This window comes from Providencia sp. PROV114, from assembly GCF_032704305.1.
Taxonomy (GTDB): Bacteria; Pseudomonadota; Gammaproteobacteria; order Enterobacterales; family Enterobacteriaceae; genus Providencia; species Providencia rettgeri.
Genome location: NZ_CP120528.1, coordinates 1,545,269 through 1,570,119, shown reverse-complemented (window position 1 = coordinate 1,570,119; position 24,851 = coordinate 1,545,269). Strand labels below are relative to the sequence as shown.

20 protein-coding genes are annotated in these 24,851 nt (G+C 38.4%); 12 read left to right on the top strand and 8 right to left on the bottom strand.

Translation table 11 applies throughout. The annotated features are described in order from the left end of the window. Positions 1-85 precede the first annotated feature (85 nt). Complete coding sequence (suhB, locus tag P3L37_RS06760; protein ID WP_109911478.1) at positions 86-889, top strand: inositol-1-monophosphatase; 804 nt, start codon at positions 86-88, stop codon at positions 887-889. An 82-nt stretch (positions 890-971) separates the two neighbouring features. Here suhB and P3L37_RS06755 read toward each other — a convergent pair whose 3' ends face one another. After that, on the bottom strand, positions 972-1,988 hold the full coding sequence (locus P3L37_RS06755) for a zinc-binding alcohol dehydrogenase family protein (RefSeq protein WP_110732031.1): 1,017 nt from the start codon (positions 1,986-1,988) through the stop codon (positions 972-974). Positions 1,989-2,131: 143 nt separating this feature from the next. Here P3L37_RS06755 and P3L37_RS06750 point away from each other — a divergent pair, with 143 nt between their 5' ends. The 10 genes from P3L37_RS06750 (at position 2,132) to P3L37_RS06705 (ending at position 13,800) form a co-directional block, all read left to right on the top strand. Continuing rightward, positions 2,132-3,037 carry a GntR family transcriptional regulator gene (locus P3L37_RS06750; RefSeq protein WP_222960470.1) on the top strand — a complete coding sequence of 302 codons (906 nt, stop codon included), beginning with the start codon at positions 2,132-2,134 and terminating at the stop codon, positions 3,035-3,037. 364 nt (positions 3,038-3,401) lie between these two features. Beyond that, entirely contained in the window at positions 3,402-4,847 is a 1,446-nt protein-coding gene (locus tag P3L37_RS06745) for a tagaturonate reductase (RefSeq protein WP_272667341.1), read from the top strand. Between the two features lie 52 nt (positions 4,848-4,899). After that, a complete protein-coding gene (locus P3L37_RS06740; RefSeq protein ID WP_004912689.1) occupies positions 4,900-5,904 on the top strand; it encodes a C4-dicarboxylate TRAP transporter substrate-binding protein in 1,005 nt (334 codons plus the stop codon). A gap of 77 nt (positions 5,905-5,981) precedes the next feature. Then, positions 5,982-6,461, top strand: coding sequence for a TRAP transporter small permease (locus P3L37_RS06735; protein WP_004912692.1), 480 nt, complete (start codon positions 5,982-5,984; stop codon positions 6,459-6,461). Next, a complete protein-coding gene (locus P3L37_RS06730; RefSeq protein ID WP_109911474.1) occupies positions 6,452-7,729 on the top strand; it encodes a TRAP transporter large permease in 1,278 nt (425 codons plus the stop codon). Before P3L37_RS06735 ends, P3L37_RS06730 begins: the two co-directional genes overlap by 10 nt. Before the next feature lie 413 nt (positions 7,730-8,142). Continuing rightward, positions 8,143-8,733 (top strand): fimbrial protein, encoded by a 591-nt coding sequence (locus tag P3L37_RS06725; RefSeq protein ID WP_109911473.1) that lies wholly within the window; start codon positions 8,143-8,145, stop codon positions 8,731-8,733. Positions 8,734-8,782: 49 nt separating this feature from the next. Further along, on the top strand, positions 8,783-9,472 hold the full coding sequence (locus tag P3L37_RS06720) for a molecular chaperone (protein WP_109911472.1): 690 nt from the start codon (positions 8,783-8,785) through the stop codon (positions 9,470-9,472). 14 nt (positions 9,473-9,486) lie between these two features. Then, positions 9,487-11,991 (top strand): fimbria/pilus outer membrane usher protein, encoded by a 2,505-nt coding sequence (locus P3L37_RS06715; RefSeq protein ID WP_109911471.1) that lies wholly within the window; start codon positions 9,487-9,489, stop codon positions 11,989-11,991. Positions 11,992-12,002: 11 nt separating this feature from the next. Beyond that, complete coding sequence (locus P3L37_RS06710; protein WP_109911470.1) at positions 12,003-13,082, top strand: fimbrial protein; 1,080 nt, start codon at positions 12,003-12,005, stop codon at positions 13,080-13,082. Positions 13,083-13,095: 13 nt separating this feature from the next. Further along, the gene (locus P3L37_RS06705; RefSeq protein ID WP_109911469.1) at positions 13,096-13,800 is read left to right on the top strand and encodes a molecular chaperone; all 705 of its coding nucleotides are present in this window, start codon (positions 13,096-13,098) and stop codon (positions 13,798-13,800) included. Positions 13,801-13,839: 39 nt separating this feature from the next. On the opposite strand, the gene P3L37_RS06700 is transcribed toward P3L37_RS06705, so the two are convergent. Then, positions 13,840-14,991, bottom strand: coding sequence for a 3-phenylpropionate MFS transporter (locus P3L37_RS06700; RefSeq protein WP_004912716.1), 1,152 nt, complete (start codon positions 14,989-14,991; stop codon positions 13,840-13,842). An 81-nt stretch (positions 14,992-15,072) separates the two neighbouring features. Continuing rightward, entirely contained in the window at positions 15,073-16,326 is a 1,254-nt protein-coding gene (gene glyA / locus P3L37_RS06695; protein WP_004912718.1) for a serine hydroxymethyltransferase, read from the bottom strand. Between the two features lie 462 nt (positions 16,327-16,788). Between glyA and hmpA the strand changes: the two genes are divergently transcribed. After that, a complete protein-coding gene (gene hmpA / locus P3L37_RS06690) occupies positions 16,789-17,988 on the top strand; it encodes an NO-inducible flavohemoprotein (RefSeq protein WP_004912719.1) in 1,200 nt (399 codons plus the stop codon). A gap of 189 nt (positions 17,989-18,177) precedes the next feature. Here hmpA and glnB read toward each other — a convergent pair whose 3' ends face one another. The 5 genes from glnB to P3L37_RS06665 all read right to left on the bottom strand — a co-directional run bounded on the left by glnB (position 18,178) and on the right by P3L37_RS06665 (position 23,846). Further along, complete coding sequence (glnB, locus tag P3L37_RS06685; RefSeq protein WP_004912721.1) at positions 18,178-18,516, bottom strand: nitrogen regulatory protein P-II; 339 nt, start codon at positions 18,514-18,516, stop codon at positions 18,178-18,180. A gap of 12 nt (positions 18,517-18,528) precedes the next feature. Beyond that, positions 18,529-20,151 (bottom strand): NAD+ synthase, encoded by a 1,623-nt coding sequence (locus P3L37_RS06680; RefSeq protein ID WP_004912723.1) that lies wholly within the window; start codon positions 20,149-20,151, stop codon positions 18,529-18,531. Between the two features lie 88 nt (positions 20,152-20,239). Continuing rightward, positions 20,240-21,580 (bottom strand): two-component system response regulator GlrR, encoded by a 1,341-nt coding sequence (glrR, locus tag P3L37_RS06675; protein ID WP_004912726.1) that lies wholly within the window; start codon positions 21,578-21,580, stop codon positions 20,240-20,242. Continuing rightward, positions 21,577-22,407 (bottom strand): two-component system QseEF-associated lipoprotein QseG, encoded by an 831-nt coding sequence (qseG, locus tag P3L37_RS06670; protein WP_109911468.1) that lies wholly within the window; start codon positions 22,405-22,407, stop codon positions 21,577-21,579. Before qseG ends, glrR begins: the two co-directional genes overlap by 4 nt. Beyond that, positions 22,407-23,846, bottom strand: coding sequence for a sensor histidine kinase (locus P3L37_RS06665; protein WP_004912732.1), 1,440 nt, complete (start codon positions 23,844-23,846; stop codon positions 22,407-22,409). The genes qseG and P3L37_RS06665 overlap by 1 nt, the downstream gene beginning before the upstream one ends. Positions 23,847-24,851 lie beyond the last annotated feature (1,005 nt).

Genomic DNA, 24,851 nt, shown 5'->3' with positions numbered 1-24,851 from the left:
AACACAAAATTGCTTATTGTGACGAACATCTATATACTTCGGCACTCAAGTTTTTCGTTCTTTAACATTCCAGTGGAAAAAGCCCATGCATCCGATGCTTAACATCGCCATACGTGCAGCACGTAAGGCCGGTAATCACATAGCTAAAAACTATGAAATGCCTAGCAATATTAAAGTCACTCAGAAAGGCACTAACGATTTCGTTACTAACGTTGACCAAGAATCTGAGCAGCTGATTATTGAAATCATCCGCAAATCATATCCTGACCACACTATTATCACTGAAGAAAGTGGTGAATTAATTGGTAAAGATGATGATATTCAATGGGTAATCGATCCACTGGATGGCACTACCAACTTCACAAAACGTCTCCCCCATTTTTCTGTTTCTATCGCTGTGCGCGTTAAAGGCCGTACAGAAGTTGCTGTTGTTTATGACCCAATGCGTAATGAATTATTTAGCGCAGTACGTGGGCAAGGCGCTCAGCTTAACGGTTATCGTATTCGCATCGACGAAAAACGTGACCTTGATGGCGCTATCGTTGCGACAGGCTTCCCTTTCAAACAAAAACAACATGCACCTGTCTATATGAACATCATGACTGCGATGTTTAACAAATGTGCTGATTTGCGTCGTACCGGCTCCGCAGCATTAGATTTATGCTATGTGGCTTCTAGCCGTGTTGATGCTTTTTTTGAAATTGGTTTAAAACCGTGGGATTTCATGGGCGGTGAGCTGATCATGCGTGAAGCTGGCGGCATCATAACTGACTTTGTTGGCGGTCATAATTATTTAGCCTCAGGTAACTTAGTTGCTGGTAGCCCACGTGTTGTTAGAGACATACTGTCCGTCATGAAAGATGAGTTATCAGAAGCATTAAAGCGCTAACACATCCTTTCTAGAGACGAACTAAAAACAAAACCCACTTTTATTGTGGGTTTTTTGTTATTATTTAAAGATAAATTGTTATTTAAAATAAAATAACACCTTTAATTAATTCACGATTATTAATAACATCACTTTCATAAATATCACCAATGGTATTAAAATCAAATTGATGCGTTAGCATCATACCACTAGATAACTTACCTTCTGCCATTAACCTTGCAACTTTATTGAAATCTTCAGGAGTGGCATTTCGGCTTCCCATCATTGTTGTCTCTTTCTTATGAAAATCTGGATCTGGAAACGATAAATTACCTTTAAATAGCCCAACAAATACAATTAAGCCACCATGACGAATTAAATTCACCGCGGTGTTCATTGCGTGTTGATTCCCCGTTGCATCAATAACTTTCTCAGCAAGCATACCTGAAAAATGGTGTTCAATACTTGATAAGTAGTTTTCATCGGCTGGGTCACACGTTTTTAAGCCTAATACTTTTTCAACATGTTGACGACGTGCCTCGCTGGTATCAGCCACTAATACGTTAGCACCATCCGCTTTAGCAATAGCAGCAACACCTAGCCCTATAGGCCCTGCCCCTACAACTAAAACAGTATCTTGAGGTTTAACCTGCGCACGCCTGACGGCATGAGCACTGATTGAAAATGGTTCGATTAAGGCGCCATCAATATCTGTAACTGTATCTTCAATCGCTAATACATTTTTCTCTGGCACATTTAAATATTCACAAAAACCACCATCTTCGTGAACACCAATAACTGAAATTTTTTCGCAGCAATTTGTTTTTCCTTCCTTACAAGCACCACATTCATAGCAGGCAACATAAGGCATTACAGCAACACGCTGACCGACTTTCCATTGTGTAACGTCAGGTGCAACATCACAAATAGTTCCAGAGATTTCATGTCCTAATACTCGTGGATATTGAAAAAAGGGCTGATTTCCTCCCCAAGCGTGGATATCCGTTCCACATATTCCAACCGCATGTATTTTTATTTTTACATGCCCAACTTGCACTGTAGGTTCAACGACTTGTTGATAGACTAATTTTTTAGGTTCCTGACAAATCAATTGTTTCATATTTTCCTCCGTCAATTAATCTGTCTTTTTTAATTTAAAAAACATAGACTAGATACTTAACAACCGAATTTTGTGATTAAATGTTTTTAAATCGGTTTTAAATCGGTCTTTAAAGAATAAAAATCAGATTAAGGAGTGTTTAAATGGTGAGGAGTAAAAATATACGCTATGGGTCAATTAATGAATTTTTAGACGCTATACATAAAAATTTATTAACATCCCCCTTTCCCTCACAATCTTCTTTAGCTGAGATGTTTAATATCAGTCGAACCACAGTGAGACATACCCTCGAATATTTATTAGAAAAGAAAATCATTGAAAAACAAGGGAATGAATATCATGTTATTCGCTATCCCAATAAAACTGATTTCTTTCCTGTTGAATCAAGTCTTCCTGATCAACAAATCGTCTTATTCGAAAAAGCGTTTTATCAAATGATTAAACGCAAAGAATTGATGCCTGGGGATACTTTTACTGAATTACAACTAGCAAAAAAAAGCCATGTAAGTTCTAGTATTGTTCGGGAGTTCTTAGTGGAGTTTTCTCGTTATGGGTTAATTAAAAACACCCACCGGGGGAACTGGCACATGATGAAATTTTCGCGTGAATATGCAGAAAAGCTTTTTGAGTTCAGGGAATTGCTAGAAACCAATGCTCTGACTCATTTTTTAAATTTACCACCAGATGACCACCGTTGGATTTTAGCGAAAGAGCTATTACTCAAACATAGGACACTACGGGAAACCGTTACTATCAATTACCGCGACTTTTCCCAACTAGATTATGAACTACATAGTCTTATTTTATCAGGTGCCAATAACCCGTTTTTTAATCAGTCTCTTGAAATCATCACTGTGATATTTCACTTTCAATATCAATGGGATGAGTCAGATTTAAAAGAAAGAAATGTACTGGCAATTGAAGAACATATGACCATTTTAAGTGCTTTGATTAGCCGTAATGATATTGTGGCGATGAATGAACTTCGACATCATTTAGATACCGCTAAAAGAACTATGATTAACTCCATACAGCAAACTTATGAATAAATAACATTAAGTTACAAGGCCAATGAATGGTCAACGATGACTTATTCTTTGGCTCGATAATATATACATCAAATAAAACCTGAATTTTTTAGTAAAAAAAACAACTTAATTATAAAATTACTATTAATCAAAATTATAAAAAATAAAAATATTACTATTTTTCATGCAATTAAAATACCAACTAACTAAATAGATTGAATTCATTTATAATTCCATCTGTTTTTAACTGATAAAAAACAGATTAAAAACATCAAAAAGCCATTCATTCCACAAAATTGATGCAATTAATAGTCCATAGAAAAAAATACTTCTAGTCTGAATCAACACCGGATGATTAATACACATAATAACTAGAGGAATGGTCATGGATTACTTAAATAGACAGTCAATGGCTAATAAGCAATACCCAGAGAGAATTTTGCAATTCGGAGAAGGTAATTTTCTACGTGCTTTTATCGACTGGATGGTTGACCAACTGAATGAAAAGACAGATTTCGATAGTGGCATTACGCTTGTCAGGCCAATTGACTCATCACATCCCTCAATTAATCAGCAAAATGGACTTTATACTGCCATCACCAGGGGAATTAATGAACAAAAACAAAGCGTTTCGAATATAAGAATTATTAATTCGGTTAACCGTGAAATACTGATTTATTCTGAATATGATAAGTTTCTAAAATGTGCAGAAAATCCCGAATTACAATGGATCTTCTCTAACACGACGGAAGCAGGGATCGTATATAAGCACGACGTACGCTTAGAAGATGCACCAGCAAGTAGTTTCCCTGCGAAACTTACTCAGTTTTTATTTCACCGCTTTCAACATTTTAATGGTGATAATAGCAAAGGGTTGTTCATCATCCCCTGTGAGTTAATTGACTATAATGGCGATAAGTTACAAGAGTTTGTGAATCAACATGCGCAAGACTGGCAACTCCCCGCAGATTTTATTGCTTGGCTAAATAGCAGTAATACGTTTTGTTCTACGTTAGTCGATAGGATCGTTACTGGCTACCCGAAAAATGAAATTGAGAAACTGGAAAAAGAATTAGGTTATAAAGACGATTTTCTCGTCACTGCTGAATATTTCTATTTATTTGTCATTCAAGGGCCAAAAATACTAGAGCAGAAGCTAAAACTGAATGAATTACCATTAAATATCAAAGTAGTCGATGACATAAAGCCCTACAAAGAGCGTAAAGTTGCAATCTTAAATGGTGCGCACACCGCGATGGTTCCTGTTGCTTACTTGGCAGGGATCAGAACTGTCCGTGATGTCACTAGCAACCCAATCTTTTTAGCTTTAATTAAAGATTTAATTGATAATGAAGTTATTCCTGTTTTATCTCAAAGCCCTTCGGAGCTCGCGGCTTTTGCCTCCGCAGTTATTGACCGCTTTAATAACCCATATATAGAACATGAATTAATTTCAATATCTCTAAACTCGTTAACTAAATTTAAAACTCGCCTATTACCTCAATTAATCTCTTATGTTAAGCAATACAATAAAATTCCTTATTGCATTTCATTTTCACTTGCTGCACTTATTGTTTTCTATCGAGGAAAACAGGCTGAACAACTCATTCCTTTAAATGATGATGATTATTTACTTGAACGCTTTAAAGCTTGGCATGAACTCTATGACTCAAATGTAAAACAACTTACTGAAAATGTGCTAGCAATGTCTGATTTATGGGGATTAAACCTCAACGAAATACCACAATTACAAGATGATGTGAGCCAAAAAATTACTGAAATTCTGAGTAGCGGTACAGAATCAATGCTACGCAGAAAATACATTGGTTAGAAAAAGAAAATAAATACTTAAAACAATAAATCCCCCTACAGGAGATACCTTTATGAAACTGAGCACATTAAACGGAAAAAAACTTCTTAGCTTAACACTCAGCACAATGCTATTAATGGGCAGCATGACAAATGCCGCATTTGCAGATGCTAAATATAAGTTAAAAGTCGCTTATGAAAATAACCCTGGAGAGCCTTTTGATTTAGCTATTCACGAATGGGCAAAAAAATTCAATGAAAAAACTAATGGTGAAGGTGAATTAATTCCTTATCCAAGCTCACAATTAGGCTCCAAAAAAGATGTCATCGAACAAATGAAGTTAGGTAGCCCACTAATTACCTTAGCAGATGGTGCCTTCTTTTCTGATTATGTACCTGATTACGGCATTATGTTTGGGCCGTATTTAGGACTATCTTATAAAGATATTTTTAAATTAAATGCCTCACCTTGGTATGGTTCCTTAGAACAACAGTTAGATAAAAAAGGCCTTCACGTGGTTTCTAAAGATTGGTTATATGGTTCACGCCATATCTTAGCCAATAAAATGATCCAAACTCCAGATGACCTAAAAGGTTTAAAAATTCGCGTCCCCAATAATAAAATTCAAATTAAAGGTTTAGAGGCAATGGGTGCCACACCAACACCATTACCTTTAGCAGAAGTTTATACTGCACTTAATCTTAAAATTATTGATGGCGCAGAAAACCCAATTCCTGTGCTATATGGGCAAAAACACCATGAAGCAGCCAAATTCTTGATTTTAACGGGTCATGTAGAGAACGTAACCAACCTAGTCATGGGCAGCAAAACCTACGCTAAATTACCTGAAAATATTCAGCAGGCTTTAGTTGAATCAGGAAATGAAGCTGGGCAATTCCTAACAGATTTAGTCTTACAACAAGAAAAAGAAATCATTGAGAAAATGAAAAATGAAGGTGTTACTGTTGTTGAAGTAGACAGAGCGCTCTTCAAAGAAAAATCTAAGCCTTTCTATAATGAATTCCCTGAATGGTCTGCGAATTTATATCAACAAACTCAAGATATTATTAATAAGTAACCCTATTACTTGGCGGTTAATACCGCCAATATTTTTACAATACAAATGGTTAACTATTATTCTCGCAAGGATCTTTTATGTTTAAATTTCTGGGGAAATTAAGTGATATAGTGGCTTCTCTTGCTGTTGCCGCTATTGTCATTATTACCATTCTTGCTGTATTCATGCGTTGGCTTCTTAATGACCCTTTAATGTGGAGTGAGGAAGTTTTAATCATTTGCTACATTTGGTTGGTGATGATTGGCGCAGCATCTGCGGCAGGCAAAAGAATGCATGTCAGTATTGATGCAATTACCTCTTTATTTCCTGAAAAAGTACAATTAGCTATTGCGGTCGTTACTCATATTATGGCCATTATTGCTTTATCAATTTTTGGTTATCTTGGATATGAACTCTCTATTATTGCAGAAGACAAAATAACACCAATTATTGGTGTCTCTTATTATTATATCGACCTTTCTGTACCCATTGGCGCATCCATCATGGTGTTATTTTCTATCCAACATTTACTGGAAGACATGAGTAAATTACTAAAAGGAGATAAACCATGTCAGTAATTATCGCCTGTATCGTATTAATATTCTGCTTTTTAATTAATGTTCCCATTTTTTTAAGTGTACTGATTGCATTACTCACCTACTTTTTCTCTGCGGGTGACATTTCTCCCCTCATTGCGGTACAACGCATTATTGGGGCTGGGGAAAATGTGACGTTACTTGCTATCCCTTTCTTCATTTTGTTAGGTAACCTTTTGAATTACACTGGTATTACTAGACGAATGTTGAAATTTACTGGTACTCTGTCTGGCCACTATCCAGGAGGACTTGCCCAATCTAACGTATTATTAAGTACAATGATGGGCGGACTTTCTGCATCTAACCTCGCTGACTGTGCAATGCTATCTAAAATGTTAGTGCCAGAAATGACAAAATTAGGTTATGGAAAAAGCTTCTCTGCCGCTGTCACTGCCGCAGGCTCATTAATAACACCTATAATTCCACCGGGTATTGCATTAATCATCTATGGATTTGTCGCTGACGTCTCTATTGGTAAGATGTTTATGGCTGCAATCATTCCTGGATTAATGTGCTGCGTTGCTTTAATGGTTGCAATTTATCTGATTGCAAAAAAACGTGGATATAAGCCTGCTAGAGATAAAGCACCTACATTTGCTGAAGTTTACCAAACAGGTAAAGGAGCGATGTCTGCTTTCCTATTAGTTCTCGTTATTATTGGTGGAATTCGCTTTGGTATTTTTACACCAACAGAAGCTGGTGCTATTGCTGTACTTTACGTTATTGTAATTGGTACCTTCTTTTATCGTGAAATGAAGTTAAAAGACATTGCTGCCTCATTTTTAGAAACAGCCCGTTCAACAGCAAGTATCATGCTCATTATTATGACTTGTTCCGCATTAGCATGGGTATTGACGAACGAGCAAGTGGCGCAAGATGTTGCCAGAATGATGACCAATTTTTCTGATAACCCGTATGTCTTCTTAATGATTGTCAATGCGGTGTTGTTAATCCTAGGTATGTTTATTGAAGGAAATGCCGCAATTATTGTCCTTGTTCCATTATTAATGCCTACAGTAAAGCTATTAGGGATTGATCCTATCCATTTTGGCATTGTCATGATCCTTAATTTGGCCATCGGCTGCTTAACACCGCCAATGGGAACCGTCATGTTTGTAGCCACATCGATTACTGGTGTCCGTATTTCTGATTTTATTCGTGAAGTTATGCCCTTGTTCTTTGCATTAATTATCGTTTTACTCTTAGTCACCTTTATGCCTGTATTTACTACTTTCCTACCAAGCTTATAAGATATCTTTCAATGGCAAATCATTTTCTATGATTTGCCATTTTATTATCAATTTATTTTTTATAAATTAAATTTTATTTAATTCCATGAGTTAATATTACTTCTATTTATGATTAAGTTAATTGACCTTTGCCATTGTCATAATAACACTTACAACGAGAAGTATTCCAATAGACAAACCACTAACCACCAATAAACACACTTATTACGCGTTATTTTGAAACAATCAAAAAAATAATATTACATTAAATTCATATATATAAAAAACACACCAATCTCATTATTTGTTTTTTTAATTTTGAATTTGAAAAAAATGCACTTTATATCTAGCATAAAACAATACAGCTAATTTACATTCAGCTGTTAATCAAAGTTATATAACTTTATTTTATTTTTGACCTTATGGGGTTAATTATGTCTAGATATATACTACCTCTGTCTTTACTTTCTTTATCTTTTATATCAGGTTCAGCACTTGCAATAACGAATAGTGCTGGGGGAATTATTTCAATTTCTGGAGCAATAAGCGATACAACTTGTACCATTAATGGCGGAAATAGTGCCGATATGACTGTTGTTCTTGATCCAATAACCGTAACAGATGCAGGGACAACTGCCGCCACGGTTATTTCTAAAAATCAAAAACAATTTTCTTTAACTTTCTCTGATTGCGCACCCGCAAGCGTCCCTGTAAGTAATCTGAAATTACACTTCTATTCGTCAAGTAATATTTCTCCTTCCGGTTTGTATTTAGTGAATACTTCCGTGAATGAAAATGATGCTTCCGTTGCCAAAAACGTCGGATTTAGTTTATCTAAAACCAGTACTCCAACCACCGCAATTCCACTCAATGTGGCTTTTGATACTAACCTTACAGGAGCTGATACTGGTGGTGCGACAGGAGCTACCCTCAATTTAATTGCCAGTTATTATAAAACTAATGCAACTGCCGCCAAAGTCGGTCTTTTGCAATCAAACGTAATATATACAGTTTCCTATTTATAATTATGACTTAGCCAGGCTTTTATTAGCCTGGCTTTAAATGGATGCTATTATGAAAATTCTAGTTTTATTACTCACTATTTTATTTTCGAGCGCAACACTTTCTAATGTTATTATTACTGGCACTCGAATTATATATCCTGCTGACGCTGATAGTATTGCTGTACAATTAACCAATAACAGTAAAACATCGTCTCTTGTTCAGTCATGGATTGATAACGGTGATGAAAATTCCACGCCTGAGAATTCTGAAGCGCCTTTTTATTTATCCCCTCCTATTGTTAAAATTGAAGGTTTACAAGGTCAGCAACTAAAAATTAAAAAAATACCCGGAAAACTTCCTGAAAATGTTGAAAGCGTATTTTTCTTAAATGTTTTAGATATTCCTAAAACGCCAGAGTCTGCTAAAGGCAAAAATGCAATTCAGCTAGCCACACGTTCACGAATTAAAATTTTTTATCGTCCTATTGGGCTAACTGAATCTCCCGATGAGGTTATTAATAATGCAAGCTATCAGATTAAAAATAATAAAATATTAGTTAAAAATAATTCACAATACCATTTAACTATTGCAGCTATCGCACCATCTGACGATAAAAATAACTCATTAACTGATTCTGCGATGATTGCCCCTATGTCTGAAAAAGAATTACCTATTAAAGGAATAATGAAAAACCACGATCTTATTTTAATGTATGTGGATGACTATGGTGTTTTCAAATCTAAAAATATTAAACTTTAATAGAAGAAATCATCGTGAAAAAAGAAAATTATCTCTATCTCCTAATCTTAATAGGACTACAAAGTTATCAAAAGAACTCAATAGCGGACGAGTTTGAGACTTCCCTATTGGTAGGTAAATCTGCACAAGGAGATATTTCACGATTCTATACTGACAATAACATTCCATCAGGTAAACAATTAGCCGACCTTTATGTCAATAATAATTGGAAAGGTCAGTTTGAAATTGATATCAATAATGATGGTAAACTGATCAGCCTTGCTGCTGATGATGTGCAAAAATTAAATCTGAATTTGTCTTCTGAGGTAATTGAACAAACCAAACAACAGCCATTTATTCCTATAGATGATTTAGTACCCAATATAAAGTATAAATTTAATATCAACGACCTGCGGCTCGATATTATCGTCCCTCAAGTCGCTCTGAAACAAATCGAAGCTAACTATGTTGACCCCAGCCTCTGGAATTATGGCGAGCCTGCAATTATTTTTTCTTATAATACAAATTATTATAGTTACAAAGAGAAAAAAAACTCAAAAACCAGCAGTGACAATTTTTATGCGACCTTAAATTCAGGCATTAATTTGGGCGCCTGGCAATTTAGAGATGAGTCCAGCTATCGACATAGCTCTCATGGTAGCCAAAAATGGAAAAACAATACCCGTTATATTTATCGCCCCCTTAGTGCAATCAAATCCGGGTTGAAATTAGGTGATTTTTATACACCTGCAGCCCTATTTAATAGTATTCGAGTTCGAGGCATTGCATTGGCAACAGAAGCCAGTATGTTGCCAAATTCAAGTCAAAATTTTGTCCCCATTATACGCGGTGTCGCTCAAACAAATGCATTAGTCAGCGTATACCAAAATAACAATCTGGTTTATCAAGAAAACGTTCCCCCTGGTGAGTTCGCATTTAATGACCTTCAGCCTAGTGCTGGTGGTGGTGACTTATTCGTCGTTGTCCAAGAAGCTGATGGAAGGCAAGAAACCTTTACTGTACCCTATTCTGCTGTACCTGATATGCTCAAACAAGGCGTTTACAATTACAGCCTCATTGCTGGGCAAACAAAAATCGACAATACCCATTATCAACCCAAATTTACTCAAGGTGAGTTTCACTATGGTTTAAATAATTTAGTGACACTTTATGCAGGAATGTTATTTAGCGAAAAATACTATTCCGGCGTTATTGGGAGTGGTTGGAATTTTAGTTTTGGGGCCATTTCAGCTGATATTACGCAAGCAAATACTAAATTAGATTCAGGCGATCATAGTGGTCAAAGCTATCGCTTGACTTATAACAAATATATTAACGCAACGTCGACCAATTTAACCTTGGCGTCATATCGTTATTCGACTAGTGGCTACTATAGTTTTATTGATGCCATTTATTCCCAAGACAATTATCGCGCTTGGAAAGTTTATCAAGACCAGCTATCAGAAAAACTCGGCAATAATATTCCACCTGAACTTTCACTCACTAATTATGACGCCTTACGCGGTTCACGTGCTAAAAACACATTTACATTGAATTTAAACCAACAATTAGCAGATGGTTATGGTTCGGTATTCATCTCGGGGACACATCGTGATTATTGGAATACAAACGGTAATAGCCGTGAATATCAAGCTGGTTATGCCAATAACTATAACGATATTTCCTATAGTGTGTCTGTTTCACGTGTTCGTAATTACGACAGCGAAGAAGAAACACGTATTTATGCCAACTTTAGTGTTCCTTTTTCTTTATTTGAAAAACGCGCCAATATTAGCATGGGAAGTTATTTCACTGACTCTCGTTACCAACAAACTACGCTAAGTGTCAGTGGTATTGCAGGTAAAAATGACCAAGTCAATTATACGTTAACTGCAACGAACCAAAACGGTGGGAATAACTTAGTTGGTGGCAACGTCAGCTATCAGCTTCCCTCTAGCACGCTTTCAGGATCTTACACAGAGGCCAATAATTACCGCCAAACTGGTTTAGGCGCCAAAGGAACTCTGGTTGCTATCCCTGGGCATATTGTTTTTTCAGGGGAAGCAGGACAAACCTATACCATCATTGATGCTCCAATGGCCAGTAACATGATGGTCAACGCCGATAAAACTACCTTAACCAACCAACAAGGTGTCGTTTTAGTTGCTAATTCCACACCGTATAGAACCAATACCTATACCTTGACGGATACAGAAAAAACCGCAGGTGCAGAGGTGCTCGGTAATATGGCCAATGTGAGTCCATATCAAGGAGCGGTGAATTACATCAAACTCGAAACCGATACACGACAAACTTATCTCATCCGAGGCGTGCTTGCTAATGGCGATAGCTTACCTTTTGGTACAGAAATCACAGATGCTAAACAGCAAAGTGTTGGTTATGTCGGTCAATCTGGCGTGATGTATATCAAAAGTGAGCAATTACCGATGGCATTGCACATAAAGCTTAAAGGGAAAAAGACATGTGTTATTGAGCCACTACTCAATACGATGGATAAGAATAAAAACCTCTGTCGATAAAGGAAAACATGATGAAAAAAATCACTTTAGCACTGATGCTTTCCAGTATATTGGCTTATAGCCAGTATTCCTCAGCACATTGTAGACAAACATCTACAGTGACGGCTCCCGCTCTTGCTTTTGATTTATCGACAGAACTTACCAGTACATCGACTCAAGTTAGTAAAAATAGCAGAACCATCTACCCTGGAACTTTTACCTGTACTGCAAGAGGATTGCTTTTTCCTAACTCTATCGGTATTGCATCCCCCTTCCAAGGCAGAACAGCCACTATTGGTTTTAATGGTGGAAAGCAGTTTGTCTCAATTACAGTCACTGCATTAGAAAAAGATAGAGTTGTCGGCCTTACGGAAGGTATACATCAAGGTAGTGAGCTCGATACAAATTTTACCGTTCAATTTAATTTGCTCACAGCCAAACCCGGAACCAACTATGTCGAAGTATCAGGAAGTACCGCCACAGTTACCCCTATTGTACTCGCCTCTGATGCATCCAGCTTGGGAATTCTACAGTGGTTATTAGATATTGTAGTCAAATTAGTCACTTTTCTGTTAACGCTACAATGGCCAACCAGTGCCGATGACATCTACTTACAACCAATGACCTTAACTTATAATCCCATTCTCACTACCTGTAATTTTGTTAACCAAGGTTTAGTCGTTGCGCTACCCCCAGTAAGTATCAATGCGGTGAAAACTGTAACCAGAGCAGGCTACACGCCATTCACGCTTAACTTTACCTGCCAAGACTTTTTAGCAGGCGGTAATGCTTCTCGTGATGTATCTATTTTTTTATCCAGTAGTAATTTACTCTCAAATGATAAAACAACCTTGAATAATACCATTAGCCAAGGTGCTAAAGGCGTTGGTTTCCGATTAGTTAGCGCAAGCAATCTCAATACACCGTTAGTACTTTCGGATAGCGTAGCAGCTAAAAATGGCGCGACAAATATTTTTACTGTCCTTAAAGGAAATCCGATTTCCCCTTCTTTTTCAGTAAACTTAGGTGCTTATTACCATGCATACAACCCAAGTAGTGTCACTCAAGGACAAGTCTCAAGTACTGCAACCGTGGTGATGTCATACAATTAGAAAGGAAAATATTATGGACGGAATAATTAAAATCACAGGGTTTGCTACGTTACTATTTTTTAGCGTCCAAGCATGTGCGAGCCTTGTTTTACAAGGAACACGAATTATTTTTCCTAGCGATAAAAAGGCCGTCGGGATTCAACTGACTAATTACAGTGAACAAGCCACATTGACTCAAAGTTGGGTGGATGAAGGTAACCTCGATTCAACACCAGAAACGACGAACGCGCCATTTATTGTGACCCCCCCCGTTACTAAAATCGCGGCAAATGACGGAGCTCAATTACAAATACGCTTTATTGGCGACAAACTCCCTACGAATAAAGAGTCTGTATTTTATTTAAATGTATTAGACATTGCGCCAAAGCCAAAACAAATAAATAGTGCAAATATGCTGCAGTTCGCCATTCAAACACGGATTAAAGTTTTTTATCGACCAATTGCGCTTATAAATAAACCAGATGATTTAATCAATAACATTAAATTCCATTTAGCTAAAGATGGCATTATCGTCAACAACCCAACCCCTTATTTTTTAAGTATTGCCAATATCTATCTAGCTAATAATGAAAGCCGTTCTATTACAAAAAGCTCGATGATTGCGCCATTTTCATCACAAATCTTCCCTTCAACCGCCGTCATTAATCACGGAGAAAATATAACAATGATTTATATTGACGATACAGGGAAACAAATTCAGTACCAAACCAAGCTATAAAAATAGGTTTAGCCCCTTTTATAGCTTGGTTGATAAATACTAGGATTGAGCTACAACTTTAGGGCGGATAAACACGGCAGGAATAGCAAGAAGCGCCATTAAATAGAAAACTACACCATGATGAGCAGGCACTCGCTCATAAATATACCCCACAATAATAGTCAGGACGGCTAACCCACCACCGGTTGCGAGGGCAGAGTAAACACCTTGTAATGGGATAATTTCATTTTCTTTTCTTGCGCTGATAAAGCGCATTGCCGCTAGATGACAAATCGTAAAAGTCCCACTGTGAAGAATTTGCACTACAATTAACACAGGTAATGCAGTAAACGCCCCCATCAGCCCCCAGCGGATAATTCCACAAAATGCGGATAACAGCAGTAAATTACGCGCACTCCAACGCCGGAACAAACGGTGACTTAACATAAATACAATGACTTCAGCAACCACCCCCAGCGACCATAAATTACCGATCACTAAATCTGAATAACCCGCCTCTTTCCAAAATAGGGAAGCAAAACCATAATAAGCTGCATGGGCCCCTTGTAATAAGGTCACACAAATTAAAAACCTAACGACGTTTTTATCAGCAATCAACTGTTTAAAAGTGACTTTATTGCCACCTTCAATTTTCGCCGCTCCCATTGGCATAATTGCCGGTTTCATCATTGCGCCTAGTAATAATGCTAAACAGCTTACTATCAACGCTACCATGATGGCTTTATTACCCCAAACACCTGCTAAATACCCCATCAATGAGGAGCCAATAATAAAAGCTATCGACCCCCAGACGCGAATTTTGCCATAGTCAAAGGTAAATTGTTTTTGCCATGTTCCTGCCAGTGAATCTCCTAACGGAACCATTGGCGCAAAAAATAAGTTAAAGCCTATCATTACAAATAGCAGCCATGCCCAATGAGAACCCAAAGCAAAACCAACAGAGAAAATGAGTGAAAGCCCTGCAAGTAAACGTAGTGCCGTAATCAGTTTCGAGGGCTCTTTAACTAAAGGAGTAATGAACATCGCGCCAAGGAAACGGGCTGCTAACCCTACCCCTAACAAAACACCAATCATTTCTGCATCAATTCCCTCACCTTGTAGCCAAACTGACCAAAATGGTAAGAAAATACTGTAGGCAAAAAAGTAGGTAAAATAATCAATGGCTAGCCAACGCGTTGATGGAATGACCATCATCCCTCCGTTTTTTCAATGCAAAAAACCCGCTCATACATACATGTAGAAGCGGGTTTTAATCACGAATTGTCGTTTAAATTATGCGTAAACTGGGTATTTCTTGCAAATTGCTAATACTTTTTGTTTTACGCTCTCAATGGTCGCTTCGTCATTGAGGTTGTCTAGGATATCACACATCCAGCCCGCTAGCTCACTCGCTTCTGCTTCTTTAAAGCCGCGGCGTGTAATTGCAGGAGAACCGATACGTACACCAGACGTTACGAATGGGCTCTTAGGATCGTTAGGTACACTGTTTTTGTTAACTGTGATATTCGCACGGCCCAGTGCAGCATCTGCATCTTTACCTGTGATATCTTTGTCTACTAAATCCACTAAGAACAAATGGTTTTCCGTTCCACCAGATACGACTTTATAGCCACGTTTTTGGAAAACGTCGACCATTGCTTTGGCATTTTTAGCCACTTGTTGTTGGTAAACTTTGAATTCTGGTTCCATCGCTTCTTTCAATGCAACCGCTTTACCTGCAATCACATGCATTAAAGGGCCACCTTGAGAACCTGGGAATACGGCTGAGTTGATTTTTTTGTATAACTCTTCGTCACCACCTTTAGCTAAAATTAATCCACCACGTGGACCTGCTAAAGTTTTATGTGTTGTTGTCGTCACAACATGTGCGTGAGGCACTGGGTTTGGATAAACACCAGCAGCAATCAAACCTGCTACGTGAGCCATATCCACAAACAGATAAGCACCAATGCCATCTGCGATTTCACGCATTTTTGCCCAATCAACCACACCTGAATACGCAGAAAAACCACCGATAATCATTTTTGGTTTATGTTTTTCAGCTTGCGCTTTGATATCATCGTAGTCAATTTTACCGCTTTCATCGATGCCATAAGGCACGATGTTGTACAGTTTACCTGAGAAGTTAACTGGTGAACCGTGAGTTAAGTGACCACCATGTGCCAGATTCATCCCCAGAACAGTATCACCTGGCTGTAATAACGCCATGTAAACAGCAGCGTTAGCTTGTGAACCTGAGTGCGGTTGCACGTTCGCATAGTCAGCACCAAATAGTTCTTTCGCACGGTCAATCGCTAATTGTTCTACCACATCAACATACTCACAACCGCCATAGTAGCGTTTGCCTGGGTAGCCTTCTGCATATTTATTGGTTAGCTGAGAACCTTGAGCCTGCATGACTCGTGGACTGGTATAGTTTTCAGAAGCAATTAATTCAATGTGTTCTTCTTGACGTTGTACTTCTTGCTCCATTGCTTCCCATAATTTTGGATCGTAGTCAGCAATATTCATTTCACGCTTTAACATTCGCTTCTCCTGCCTCAGCAATTCAATAGGTTGAAAATCGATTCATCGCAATGACACACAGTGTAAACTCTTTTTCTCTCTTGAGATAGCCCTAAAGAAAAAATATACGCAAACGATTGCATTAATTTTTTTCACTTCATTTGCTTCTGAAGGCTCCACTATAAAATAGCTTAAATTTTAATTTTTAACGTAGAAACATCCAGATTTGCTAGCCCCTTCTCATTGTGTGCTTAATTCCGACATATTTTCCCAGTTTGAGTCTTTACATAAAACCTTAAATATTATAAGTTGTATTTAAAATACATGTTTATAAATAAACTTTATGTCTCTCAAAAAAGAGTGATTTATTGGGATGAAATATACTTATCCCAATGATGTAAAAGGATATGTTTGTACAAAACTAAAAACTGACGCCTTACGATCACTACGATGAGAACATGAAAATAATTCAGGAGCACCTGTATGCTAGATAGCCAAACCATCGCCATTGTTAAATCCACCATTCCTGCCATTGCTGAAACAGGGCCAAAACTAACCGCACATTTTTATGATCGGATGTTTAAACAACACCCTGAACTAAAAGATATTTTTAACATGACTCACCAAATGAATGGCGACCAACGTGAAGCTCTATTCAACGCTATTTGTGCTTATGCGGTAAATATTGAAACCCCTGAAGCACTGATTTCAGCGGTTGAAAAAATTGCCCAAAAACACGTTAGTTTAAATATCAAACCTGAGCATTACCCTATTGTTGGGGAAAATTTACTGGCGGCTATCGATGAACTACTTAGCCCAGGCCAAGAAGTACTTGATGCTTGGGGAAGAGCTTACGGGGTCTTAGCTGATATCTTTATTGGTCGTGAAGCAGTAATTTACCAAGAGAATGCAGATAAAATTGGGGGCTGGGAAGGTTTACGTGAATTTAAATTGAAACAAAAACAGCCCCAAAGTGATGTGATCACCAGTTTTGAATTCGTACCTGTCGATGGGAAACCTGTCGCGGATTACCGCCCAGGCCAATATATCACTATTTATGTCAACAACCAGGGATTTGAAAACCAAGAAATCCGCCAATACTCACTGACGACTGCGCCTAATGGCCGTAGCTACCGTATTGCAGTAAAACGTGAAGAACAAGGCTCAGTTTCTAATTTCTTACATCAACAATTAAATGAAGGTGACCATGTACTACTCGCCCCACCCTGTGGTGATTTCTTCATTGATGTTGATGGCCAGACACCTGTTACCTTGATCTCTGCAGGCGTTGGTTTAACCCCAATGCTGAGTATGTTAAATCATCTAACAGAACAAGGTCACAATGCTCAAGTTAATTGGTTCCATGCCGCTGAAAATGGTGCTGTTCATGCCTTTAGGCACGAAATTCAACAACTATTAGCAAAACAACAAACCAGCCAATCTGCGATTTGGTTTAATCAACCAAGAGAGGAAGATCGTCTCGGGTTTGATTACCAATATGAAGGTTTAATGAATTTAGAATTGGTACGTGAATGGATTGAGCAACCGAACATGCAATTCTATTTCTGTGGCCCTGTTGGTTTTATGCAGCACGTAGGCAAACAGCTAATTGCAATGGGTGTCGATGCCGATGCTATTCACTATGAATGTTTTGGACCACATAAAGTATTACCCCTCAATTAATGGATAAAAAAATGCTCTTCTGTTTAGAAGAGCATTCTCTGAAACATATTAACTGAAGAAAATGGTTTAAATGGTTAAGTGTTTGCCATTTTTCTAAATTTAGCGGTAACGGACTCGCATAATAAATACGCAATTCTAATCCCATTCCTGTGTATTTTCCGTTACCGCTTTTTCACATAACGTAATTTATTAAATCGCTTCTTCATCTTGCTCACCAGTCCGAATACGGATCACTCGAGCTACATCATAAACAAAGATCTTCCCATCGCCAATTTTGCCCGTTTGGGCCGTTTGCATAATGGTTTCGACACAGTTTTCAACAATGTCATCAGGGACAACAATTTCAATTTTAACCTTAGGTAAAAAATCAACCATATACTCTGCACCACGGTAAAGCTCAGTATGCCCTTTTTGACGTCCAAAGCCTTTCACTTCAGTTACCGTCATTCCGGTAATACCCACTTCAGCCAATGCTTCACGAACATCATCAAGTTTGAATGGCTTTATAATTGCATCAATTTTTTTCATAAATAATTCCTGTTATGACCAGTTTTTACGGCCAAAACCTGAGGTGATCGGATAGCGGCGATCTTTACCGAAATTACGCATCGTAATACGTGGCCCAACAGGAGCCTGACGGCGTTTATATTCATTAATATCAACAAGACGTACAACTTTTCGTACCACGTCTTTATCAAAACCAAGTTTGATTAAATCATTAACTGACAAGTCTTTTTCCACGTAGCCTTCCAATAATGCATCTAACACATCATAAGGCGGCAAGCTGTCTTGATCTAATTGCCCTGGAGCAAGTTCTGCTGACGGTGGCCTATCAATCACACGTTGAGGAATTGCTGGAGATAATGTATTACGATATTTAGCTAACTCAAAAACAAGGGTTTTAGGCACATCTTTTAACACATCAAAACCACCTGCCATATCGCCATATAATGTTGAATAACCAACAGCAGATTCACTTTTATTACTGGTAGTCAACACTAAGCGACGACGTTTATTTGACATTGCCATTAAAATAACCGCTCGGCAACGTGCTTGTAAGTTTTCCTCAGTGGTATCAACCGCGGTTCCTTCAAACATCGGCGTTAACTGAGCCATAAAGGCATCAAACATCGGTTCGATGGATACGATATCGAATTCAACCCCAAGCAAATCAGCTTGCTCTTTAGCGTCGTGAATACTCATTTCAGAAGTATAGCGGAATGGCATCATGACAGCTTGCACATGCTCTTTCCCTATAGCATCAACCGCAATAGCCACCGTTAGCCCTGAGTCAATACCGCCTGATAGCCCTAAAATTGCACCATTAAAACCATTTTTATTTATGTAGTCACGAGTTGACATAACTAAAGCTTGGTATACCTGAGCAACTGGGTCATTCTCAATAAATACGCTACCTTCGCTCACCAATGCAAGTTCATCAAATTGAACTGTGATAACTTGCTCTTTAAATTCTGCCAATTTAAAGATTTGTTTACCTTTATTTGCAATGACTTTTGAGCCACCATCAAACACCAATTCATCTTGCCCACCCACTTGGTTGAGATACACAATTGGCATATGAGTGCGTTTGCAATGTTCGACTAATAAGTCGGTTCGAATATGTTCTTTATGAATATCATAAGGAGATGCATTGATGGTTAATAATATTTCAGCACCCGCCCCTTTGACTGCATCTACTGGCTCGTCATACCAAATATCTTCACAAATTAATAAACCGAGCTGATAACCTTTAAATTCAACAACACAGGATTTTTCATCTGCAGTGAAATAACGGGGTTCATCAAACACACCATAATTTGGCAACTCTTGTTTAAAATAGCGAGCGTGCAATTTGCCTTGATAGAAAAAGGACAGCGCATTATAGATATCATCCCCTTCATACCATGGGTGACCAACAATAATCGCCGTTTCTTGGCTGGCTTTTTGCAAACGGTCGAGTTGTACTAAACAGCGGTCCTCGAAATCAGCTCGGAAAATTAAATCTTCTGGTGGATACCCTGTCAAAGACAGCTCTGAAAACATGACAATATCTGTGTTTGGTGCTTGTTCACTCACAACTTGCAGCATGCGATCGCAGTTGCCTTCGATGTCACCGACTAACCAATTAAGTTGTGCTAGTGAAATATTAAGCTTACGGCTCATAAGGTATTTTTTCTCCCGGAGCGTGAATATGAATTGCCTTATTCCACATAATGTAATCGATAACAACCATGTGGTAAATAATACTTATTTATTCTTTAAAATCATTAGCTTCTAAATCATGACGGCCAAGTAATTTATAAAATTCTGTACGGTTTCGTCCTGCCATTCGGGCAGCTTGGGTAACATTTCCTTTCGTCATTTGTAATAACTTACGTAGATAATTCAATTCGAACTGATTGCGAGCTTCAACAAATGTTGGTAGCGCCGTATTTTCACCTTGAAGTGCTTGGCTAACCAGTGCTTCGCTTATAACAGGAGACGTCGTTAATGCAACACACTGTTCAATCACATTCACTAATTGACGGACATTGCCCGGCCAGCTCGCTGTTATTAAGCATTTCATTGCATCACTGGAAAAACTACGTACGAAAGGTTTATGACGTGATGCAGCTTCACGCAATAGATGATTAGCTAATAATGGAATATCTTCTGAACGTTCATTTAACGCAGGAATACGTAAGTTGACCACATTTAAACGATAGTAAAGATCCTCACGAAACTCATTTTTTTCCATTGCTTTTGGTAGGTTACGGTGAGTTGCAGACAGAATACGTACATCAATATCTAAATCACGGTTGCTACCTAAAGGACGAACTTTGCGCTCTTGCAATACCCGCAGTAATTTAACCTGCAATGGCATTGGCATATCACCAATTTCATCTAAAAATAACGTCCCACCACTGGCTGCAAAGAATAACCCTTCGCGATTACTAACTGCGCCAGTAAAGGCGCCTTTTGCATGCCCAAATAGTTCAGACTCTAATAATTGTTCAGGTAGTGCACCACAGTTAATGGCAATAAACGGCTTACGCGCCCTAGGGCTAGCTTTATGAATCGCCTGCGCTAAAACCTCTTTACCTGTACCACTTTGCCCGTTAATCAATACGCTAACATCAGATTGTGCCACCATATGCGCTTGTTCTAACAGGCGTATCATTAAGGGGCTACGTGTGACAATACCAGAGCTCCACTCTTCATCACTTATGGGTGTTGAAGAGAGCGCGAGTGCTTCATCAATCGCTTTATATAATGCGTCTTTGTCGACTGGCTTAGTTAAAAAACTAAATACGCCTCGTTGTGTTGCCGCGACGGCATCAGGAATCGAGCCATGAGCTGTTAATATAATGACCGGCATGTTTGGATGGGCTTTTTGTATCTCATCGAAAAGCGCCATGCCATCCATTTCATCCATACGTAAATCACTGATCACTAAATCTAATTTTTCTTTTTGTAAGATTTTTAGCGCTTCAGGGCCGCTCTCTGCGGTAGTGACTTTAAAGCCTTCACTACTCAAACGCATACCTAACAGTTTCAGAAGACTTGGGTCATCGTCAACTAGTAACAAATTTGCTGACTTACGATTCGTCATTTTTGTTCATTCTCCGATGAATTTTGCTCTACTGGAGAAGATGCGCTGCTATCAGGCTTTGGCTCTTCAGAGGAAATAGGTTTATCTCCTTCAACCCCATTTTCTACCTCTTTTTCGGTTTCGTTCGTGCTTTTCTTACGAGAAGAAAGCTGACGTTCAATATCCGTTAAGTTTTCAAGCTTACGGGAGGTCGTATTCAGTTCGAAAGCCAATTTAGCATTATCTTCTTTCAAGCGGTCGAGCTTTGTATCCATTTCTTGTTGTAGGCGCTTATAACGAGCCCCCGCATCTGACAAGTTGATAATTTGCACCTGTTGCTCACGCCATAATTGCAATAATGGCCGTACTGCTGTTGGAAAATTCAAACTATACGTATTAATGCTATCCAGCATTTTGCGACGTTCAGCAATAGACGGATCTGCAGAATTCAACAAAATGTTCTGTTGAAATGCACTCGACCAGTTTGTTACCTCGATTTTACCTGCTTCCTCACGTGCTTGACTGGTTTCAGTACGATCGGCACAATCCATCATTCGCAACCAAAATAGCGCGTTTTCCCGTGCAGTAGGTTGGTCATTGTTCCAGATCGTTTCACATGATGTATACCGATAGTCCGTAACTTTTACCTCAGGCACAACGACTTGCGCTAGAGTTTCGAGCGGTGACTGGCCATTTTTAGCGACACATCCACTTAAGATTAGGGAAAATAAGACCGCCCCAAAATTGAGCCCTGTACGTCTCATCACATAAGGTACTCTTCGATTATTTTTACTTAACGATGCGTTACGGTAAAGTACCGCCCAAACACCTGTAGACCGATTTACCATTATTCATTCTCTGCGGTTAGAGGCAGTTCAATTCTAAAACAGACATCTGCTGATTTAGTGGGAACAAGAGAAAGCTCGCCCCCCATTTGTTTAATACAATCTTGCGCAATACTTAGCCCTAGCCCACTTCCTTTAACAGCACCTTTTCTTTGTAATGAGCCTTGATAAAAAGGTTCAAAAATCATGCTTTGCTCAGATTCAGGAATTGGCGTACCCGTATTCGCAACTTCAATTAGCAATTTATTGCCTGTTTGGCGACTAGAGATCCAAATATTACCTGATTCGCCGCCATAGTGCACCGCATTGGAATAGATATTATCAATAACTCGCCCAAGAAGTGAGGGTTCAGCTAAACAGCTATCCACTTTTAAACGCACTTCTGTTTTGATGTTTTTAGCCCGTGCGGGTAAGTTATGTGCTTTGACGATATCTTCAATGAGCTTTTGTAAATCAACAATCTGTGCTTCTGGTGGGTCATCTACAAGCTTACGATTATAGTCAAGTAATTGCTCAATAAGTTGCTGAAGATGCTTACTACTGTGATCCAAAATTTCTACAACTTCTTTTTGAGACACCGTTAATGGTCCAGCTACCTCATCAGCAAGTAACTCCGTTCCTTCACGCATACTTGCAAGAGGTGTTTTTAATTCATGTGAAATATGGCGAAGAAATTCATGACGCTGTGATTCAAGCCATGCTAATCGCTCACTTAACCAAATAATACGCTGCGCAATTGTCCGTAATTCCCTAGGGCCTTTAAAGCGCTCAATATTATTGGCTATCGTGCGTCCAGTTCCAAGACGGTTAATCATTCGTTCGATAGCTTTAACTGGGCCAATAATCATCCTTGTGAATAATGCAACTAGTAAAGCGCTTAATAAGAATAAAATTAAGCTCTGCCAGCCAAATAATTGACCTTTATTCGCAATTGCTTTTTGTAACTGTTCTCCACGGCTAAAAATCACATCACGAGTTTCTTGCACTAATGAGGCATTTTCGGCAGAAAACTGTTCTAAAGCTCGTGTAATTTTTTCTGTCGGCTCATTGTTTTCACAAGCGACCGTTTTAAGTGCATCCAAAGTGTTAGTCAATGCGGAGGTGTCTGACGAAGTGGGTAAGATTGTTTTCTGACGCTCGAACATTTGCTGATAATCTGCAAACTGTTTCTGATATTGCGTTTGCAAGGTGGGATCTTGTAACACACAATATTGACGATAGCTCCGTTCCATTTCTAAGGCGAGACTACTCATCACTTCACTACGCCGTGCGTCAAGCAACGTGGTTTTATTGATATTGGCAGCTTGGTTACTAAGTTGCTCCAGACTTTGATATGCCTGGTAAGCGAGTACTAATAAAGGAAGTAGTACAAGCCAAAATGCCATCACAACGAGTTGGCGCAAGGAGCGCGGGAAAAAACGCCATTTACTCAATACATTCATCTCATACCCATTCAACGTATTGCAATGGTAGCAGAACTCGTTGTCATGCGAAAAGCACAATCCAAATTATGTGTCCCATAGCGTTAAAATCAGACTAAGTGTAACAACTAAAAGCAATGAACGTGCCAATTTAATTGGTAAAAAATGATAATTTTCAGATAGGTATGTTCATCGCTCCGGATGTTCCTTTTTCGCATAAACGAAAGCATAAAAGAATCGATAGGTCTTATTAAATGAATTCTTTCGTCTTTTCTTTAGTTTTTGCTTTAAAAATAAAACACTCAGCTATGCCCTAAATAATTCGGATTGCAGCTAGGCGCCAAGTGAAGATATCTCTATAAGTATGTGATTCGGGTAGACGAGAGCAGCCAACAACGCTGTGGTACAAAGTATGACGGGCATTATGGTGGGCATAAAATAGGAAGGCGGGATAAAGGACTTACCTTTACCCCGCCAGCGATAACAACTACTCTGATTCTGATGGTTACTGCTTTTATATAATTATGCCTTTACATTAAAGATAATTATATAGGTGGTGCCTCACTCCACGTGTCGCCCTGTGTTTGATAAGGCCCGAAGGCGAATATCTGTGCTGTTGGACGGTAGGCACCTTACTTTGGCGTCATTCTTGGTTTATGTGGTATGTACCCAACTAATTTTGGACCTACATAAGAAGTTGAATGAGCAACTGAATATTATTATGCACATGCCGTGCCAACTTTTCAATTTATTTTTTAACACATTAAAAAATAAGACAATTTATTTTTTACCGTCTATTCAGTGATTCTGGATACACTGAAACGGTTTATCTCTTTCTCAATATTGTCGCTAATTTAAGACACCCTAAACATCAAATTTATAAATCTATATTTATCAATAAGATAAATGTCTCCTTTTGGCGACACCCCAAAGTGGCGTCTGTCGCTATTTTTATACACCTTGTTTTTTGGTCATTTATTATTCAATATGAATAAGTTTGCGTGAAAATTTTACCCCAATAAAAAA

Bases quoted from the DNA above. Each gene is read 5' to 3' on its own strand.
- glnB (WP_004912721.1), bottom strand. From the start codon at position 18,516: ATGAAAAAAATTGATGCAATTATAAAGCCATTCAAACTTGATGATGTT.
- P3L37_RS06740 (WP_004912689.1), top strand. From the start codon at position 4,900: ATGAAACTGAGCACATTAAACGGAAAAAAACTTCTTAGCTTAACACTC.
- glrR (WP_004912726.1), bottom strand. From the start codon at position 21,580: ATGACGAATCGTAAGTCAGCAAATTTGTTACTAGTTGACGATGACCCA.
- suhB (WP_109911478.1), top strand. From the start codon at position 86: ATGCATCCGATGCTTAACATCGCCATACGTGCAGCACGTAAGGCCGGT.
- P3L37_RS06710 (WP_109911470.1), top strand. From the start codon at position 12,003: ATGAAAAAAATCACTTTAGCACTGATGCTTTCCAGTATATTGGCTTAT.
- P3L37_RS06665 (WP_004912732.1), bottom strand. From the start codon at position 23,846: ATGAATGTATTGAGTAAATGGCGTTTTTTCCCGCGCTCCTTGCGCCAA.
- P3L37_RS06730 (WP_109911474.1), top strand. From the start codon at position 6,452: ATGTCAGTAATTATCGCCTGTATCGTATTAATATTCTGCTTTTTAATT.
- glyA (WP_004912718.1), bottom strand. From the start codon at position 16,326: ATGTTAAAGCGTGAAATGAATATTGCTGACTACGATCCAAAATTATGG.
- P3L37_RS06755 (WP_110732031.1), bottom strand. From the start codon at position 1,988: ATGAAACAATTGATTTGTCAGGAACCTAAAAAATTAGTCTATCAACAA.
- P3L37_RS06725 (WP_109911473.1), top strand. From the start codon at position 8,143: ATGTCTAGATATATACTACCTCTGTCTTTACTTTCTTTATCTTTTATA.
- qseG (WP_109911468.1), bottom strand. From the start codon at position 22,407: ATGGTAAATCGGTCTACAGGTGTTTGGGCGGTACTTTACCGTAACGCA.
- P3L37_RS06720 (WP_109911472.1), top strand. From the start codon at position 8,783: ATGAAAATTCTAGTTTTATTACTCACTATTTTATTTTCGAGCGCAACA.
- P3L37_RS06745 (WP_272667341.1), top strand. From the start codon at position 3,402: ATGGATTACTTAAATAGACAGTCAATGGCTAATAAGCAATACCCAGAG.
- P3L37_RS06705 (WP_109911469.1), top strand. From the start codon at position 13,096: ATGGACGGAATAATTAAAATCACAGGGTTTGCTACGTTACTATTTTTT.
- P3L37_RS06680 (WP_004912723.1), bottom strand. From the start codon at position 20,151: ATGAGCCGTAAGCTTAATATTTCACTAGCACAACTTAATTGGTTAGTC.
- P3L37_RS06700 (WP_004912716.1), bottom strand. From the start codon at position 14,991: ATGGTCATTCCATCAACGCGTTGGCTAGCCATTGATTATTTTACCTAC.
- P3L37_RS06735 (WP_004912692.1), top strand. From the start codon at position 5,982: ATGTTTAAATTTCTGGGGAAATTAAGTGATATAGTGGCTTCTCTTGCT.
- P3L37_RS06750 (WP_222960470.1), top strand. From the start codon at position 2,132: ATGGTGAGGAGTAAAAATATACGCTATGGGTCAATTAATGAATTTTTA.
- hmpA (WP_004912719.1), top strand. From the start codon at position 16,789: ATGCTAGATAGCCAAACCATCGCCATTGTTAAATCCACCATTCCTGCC.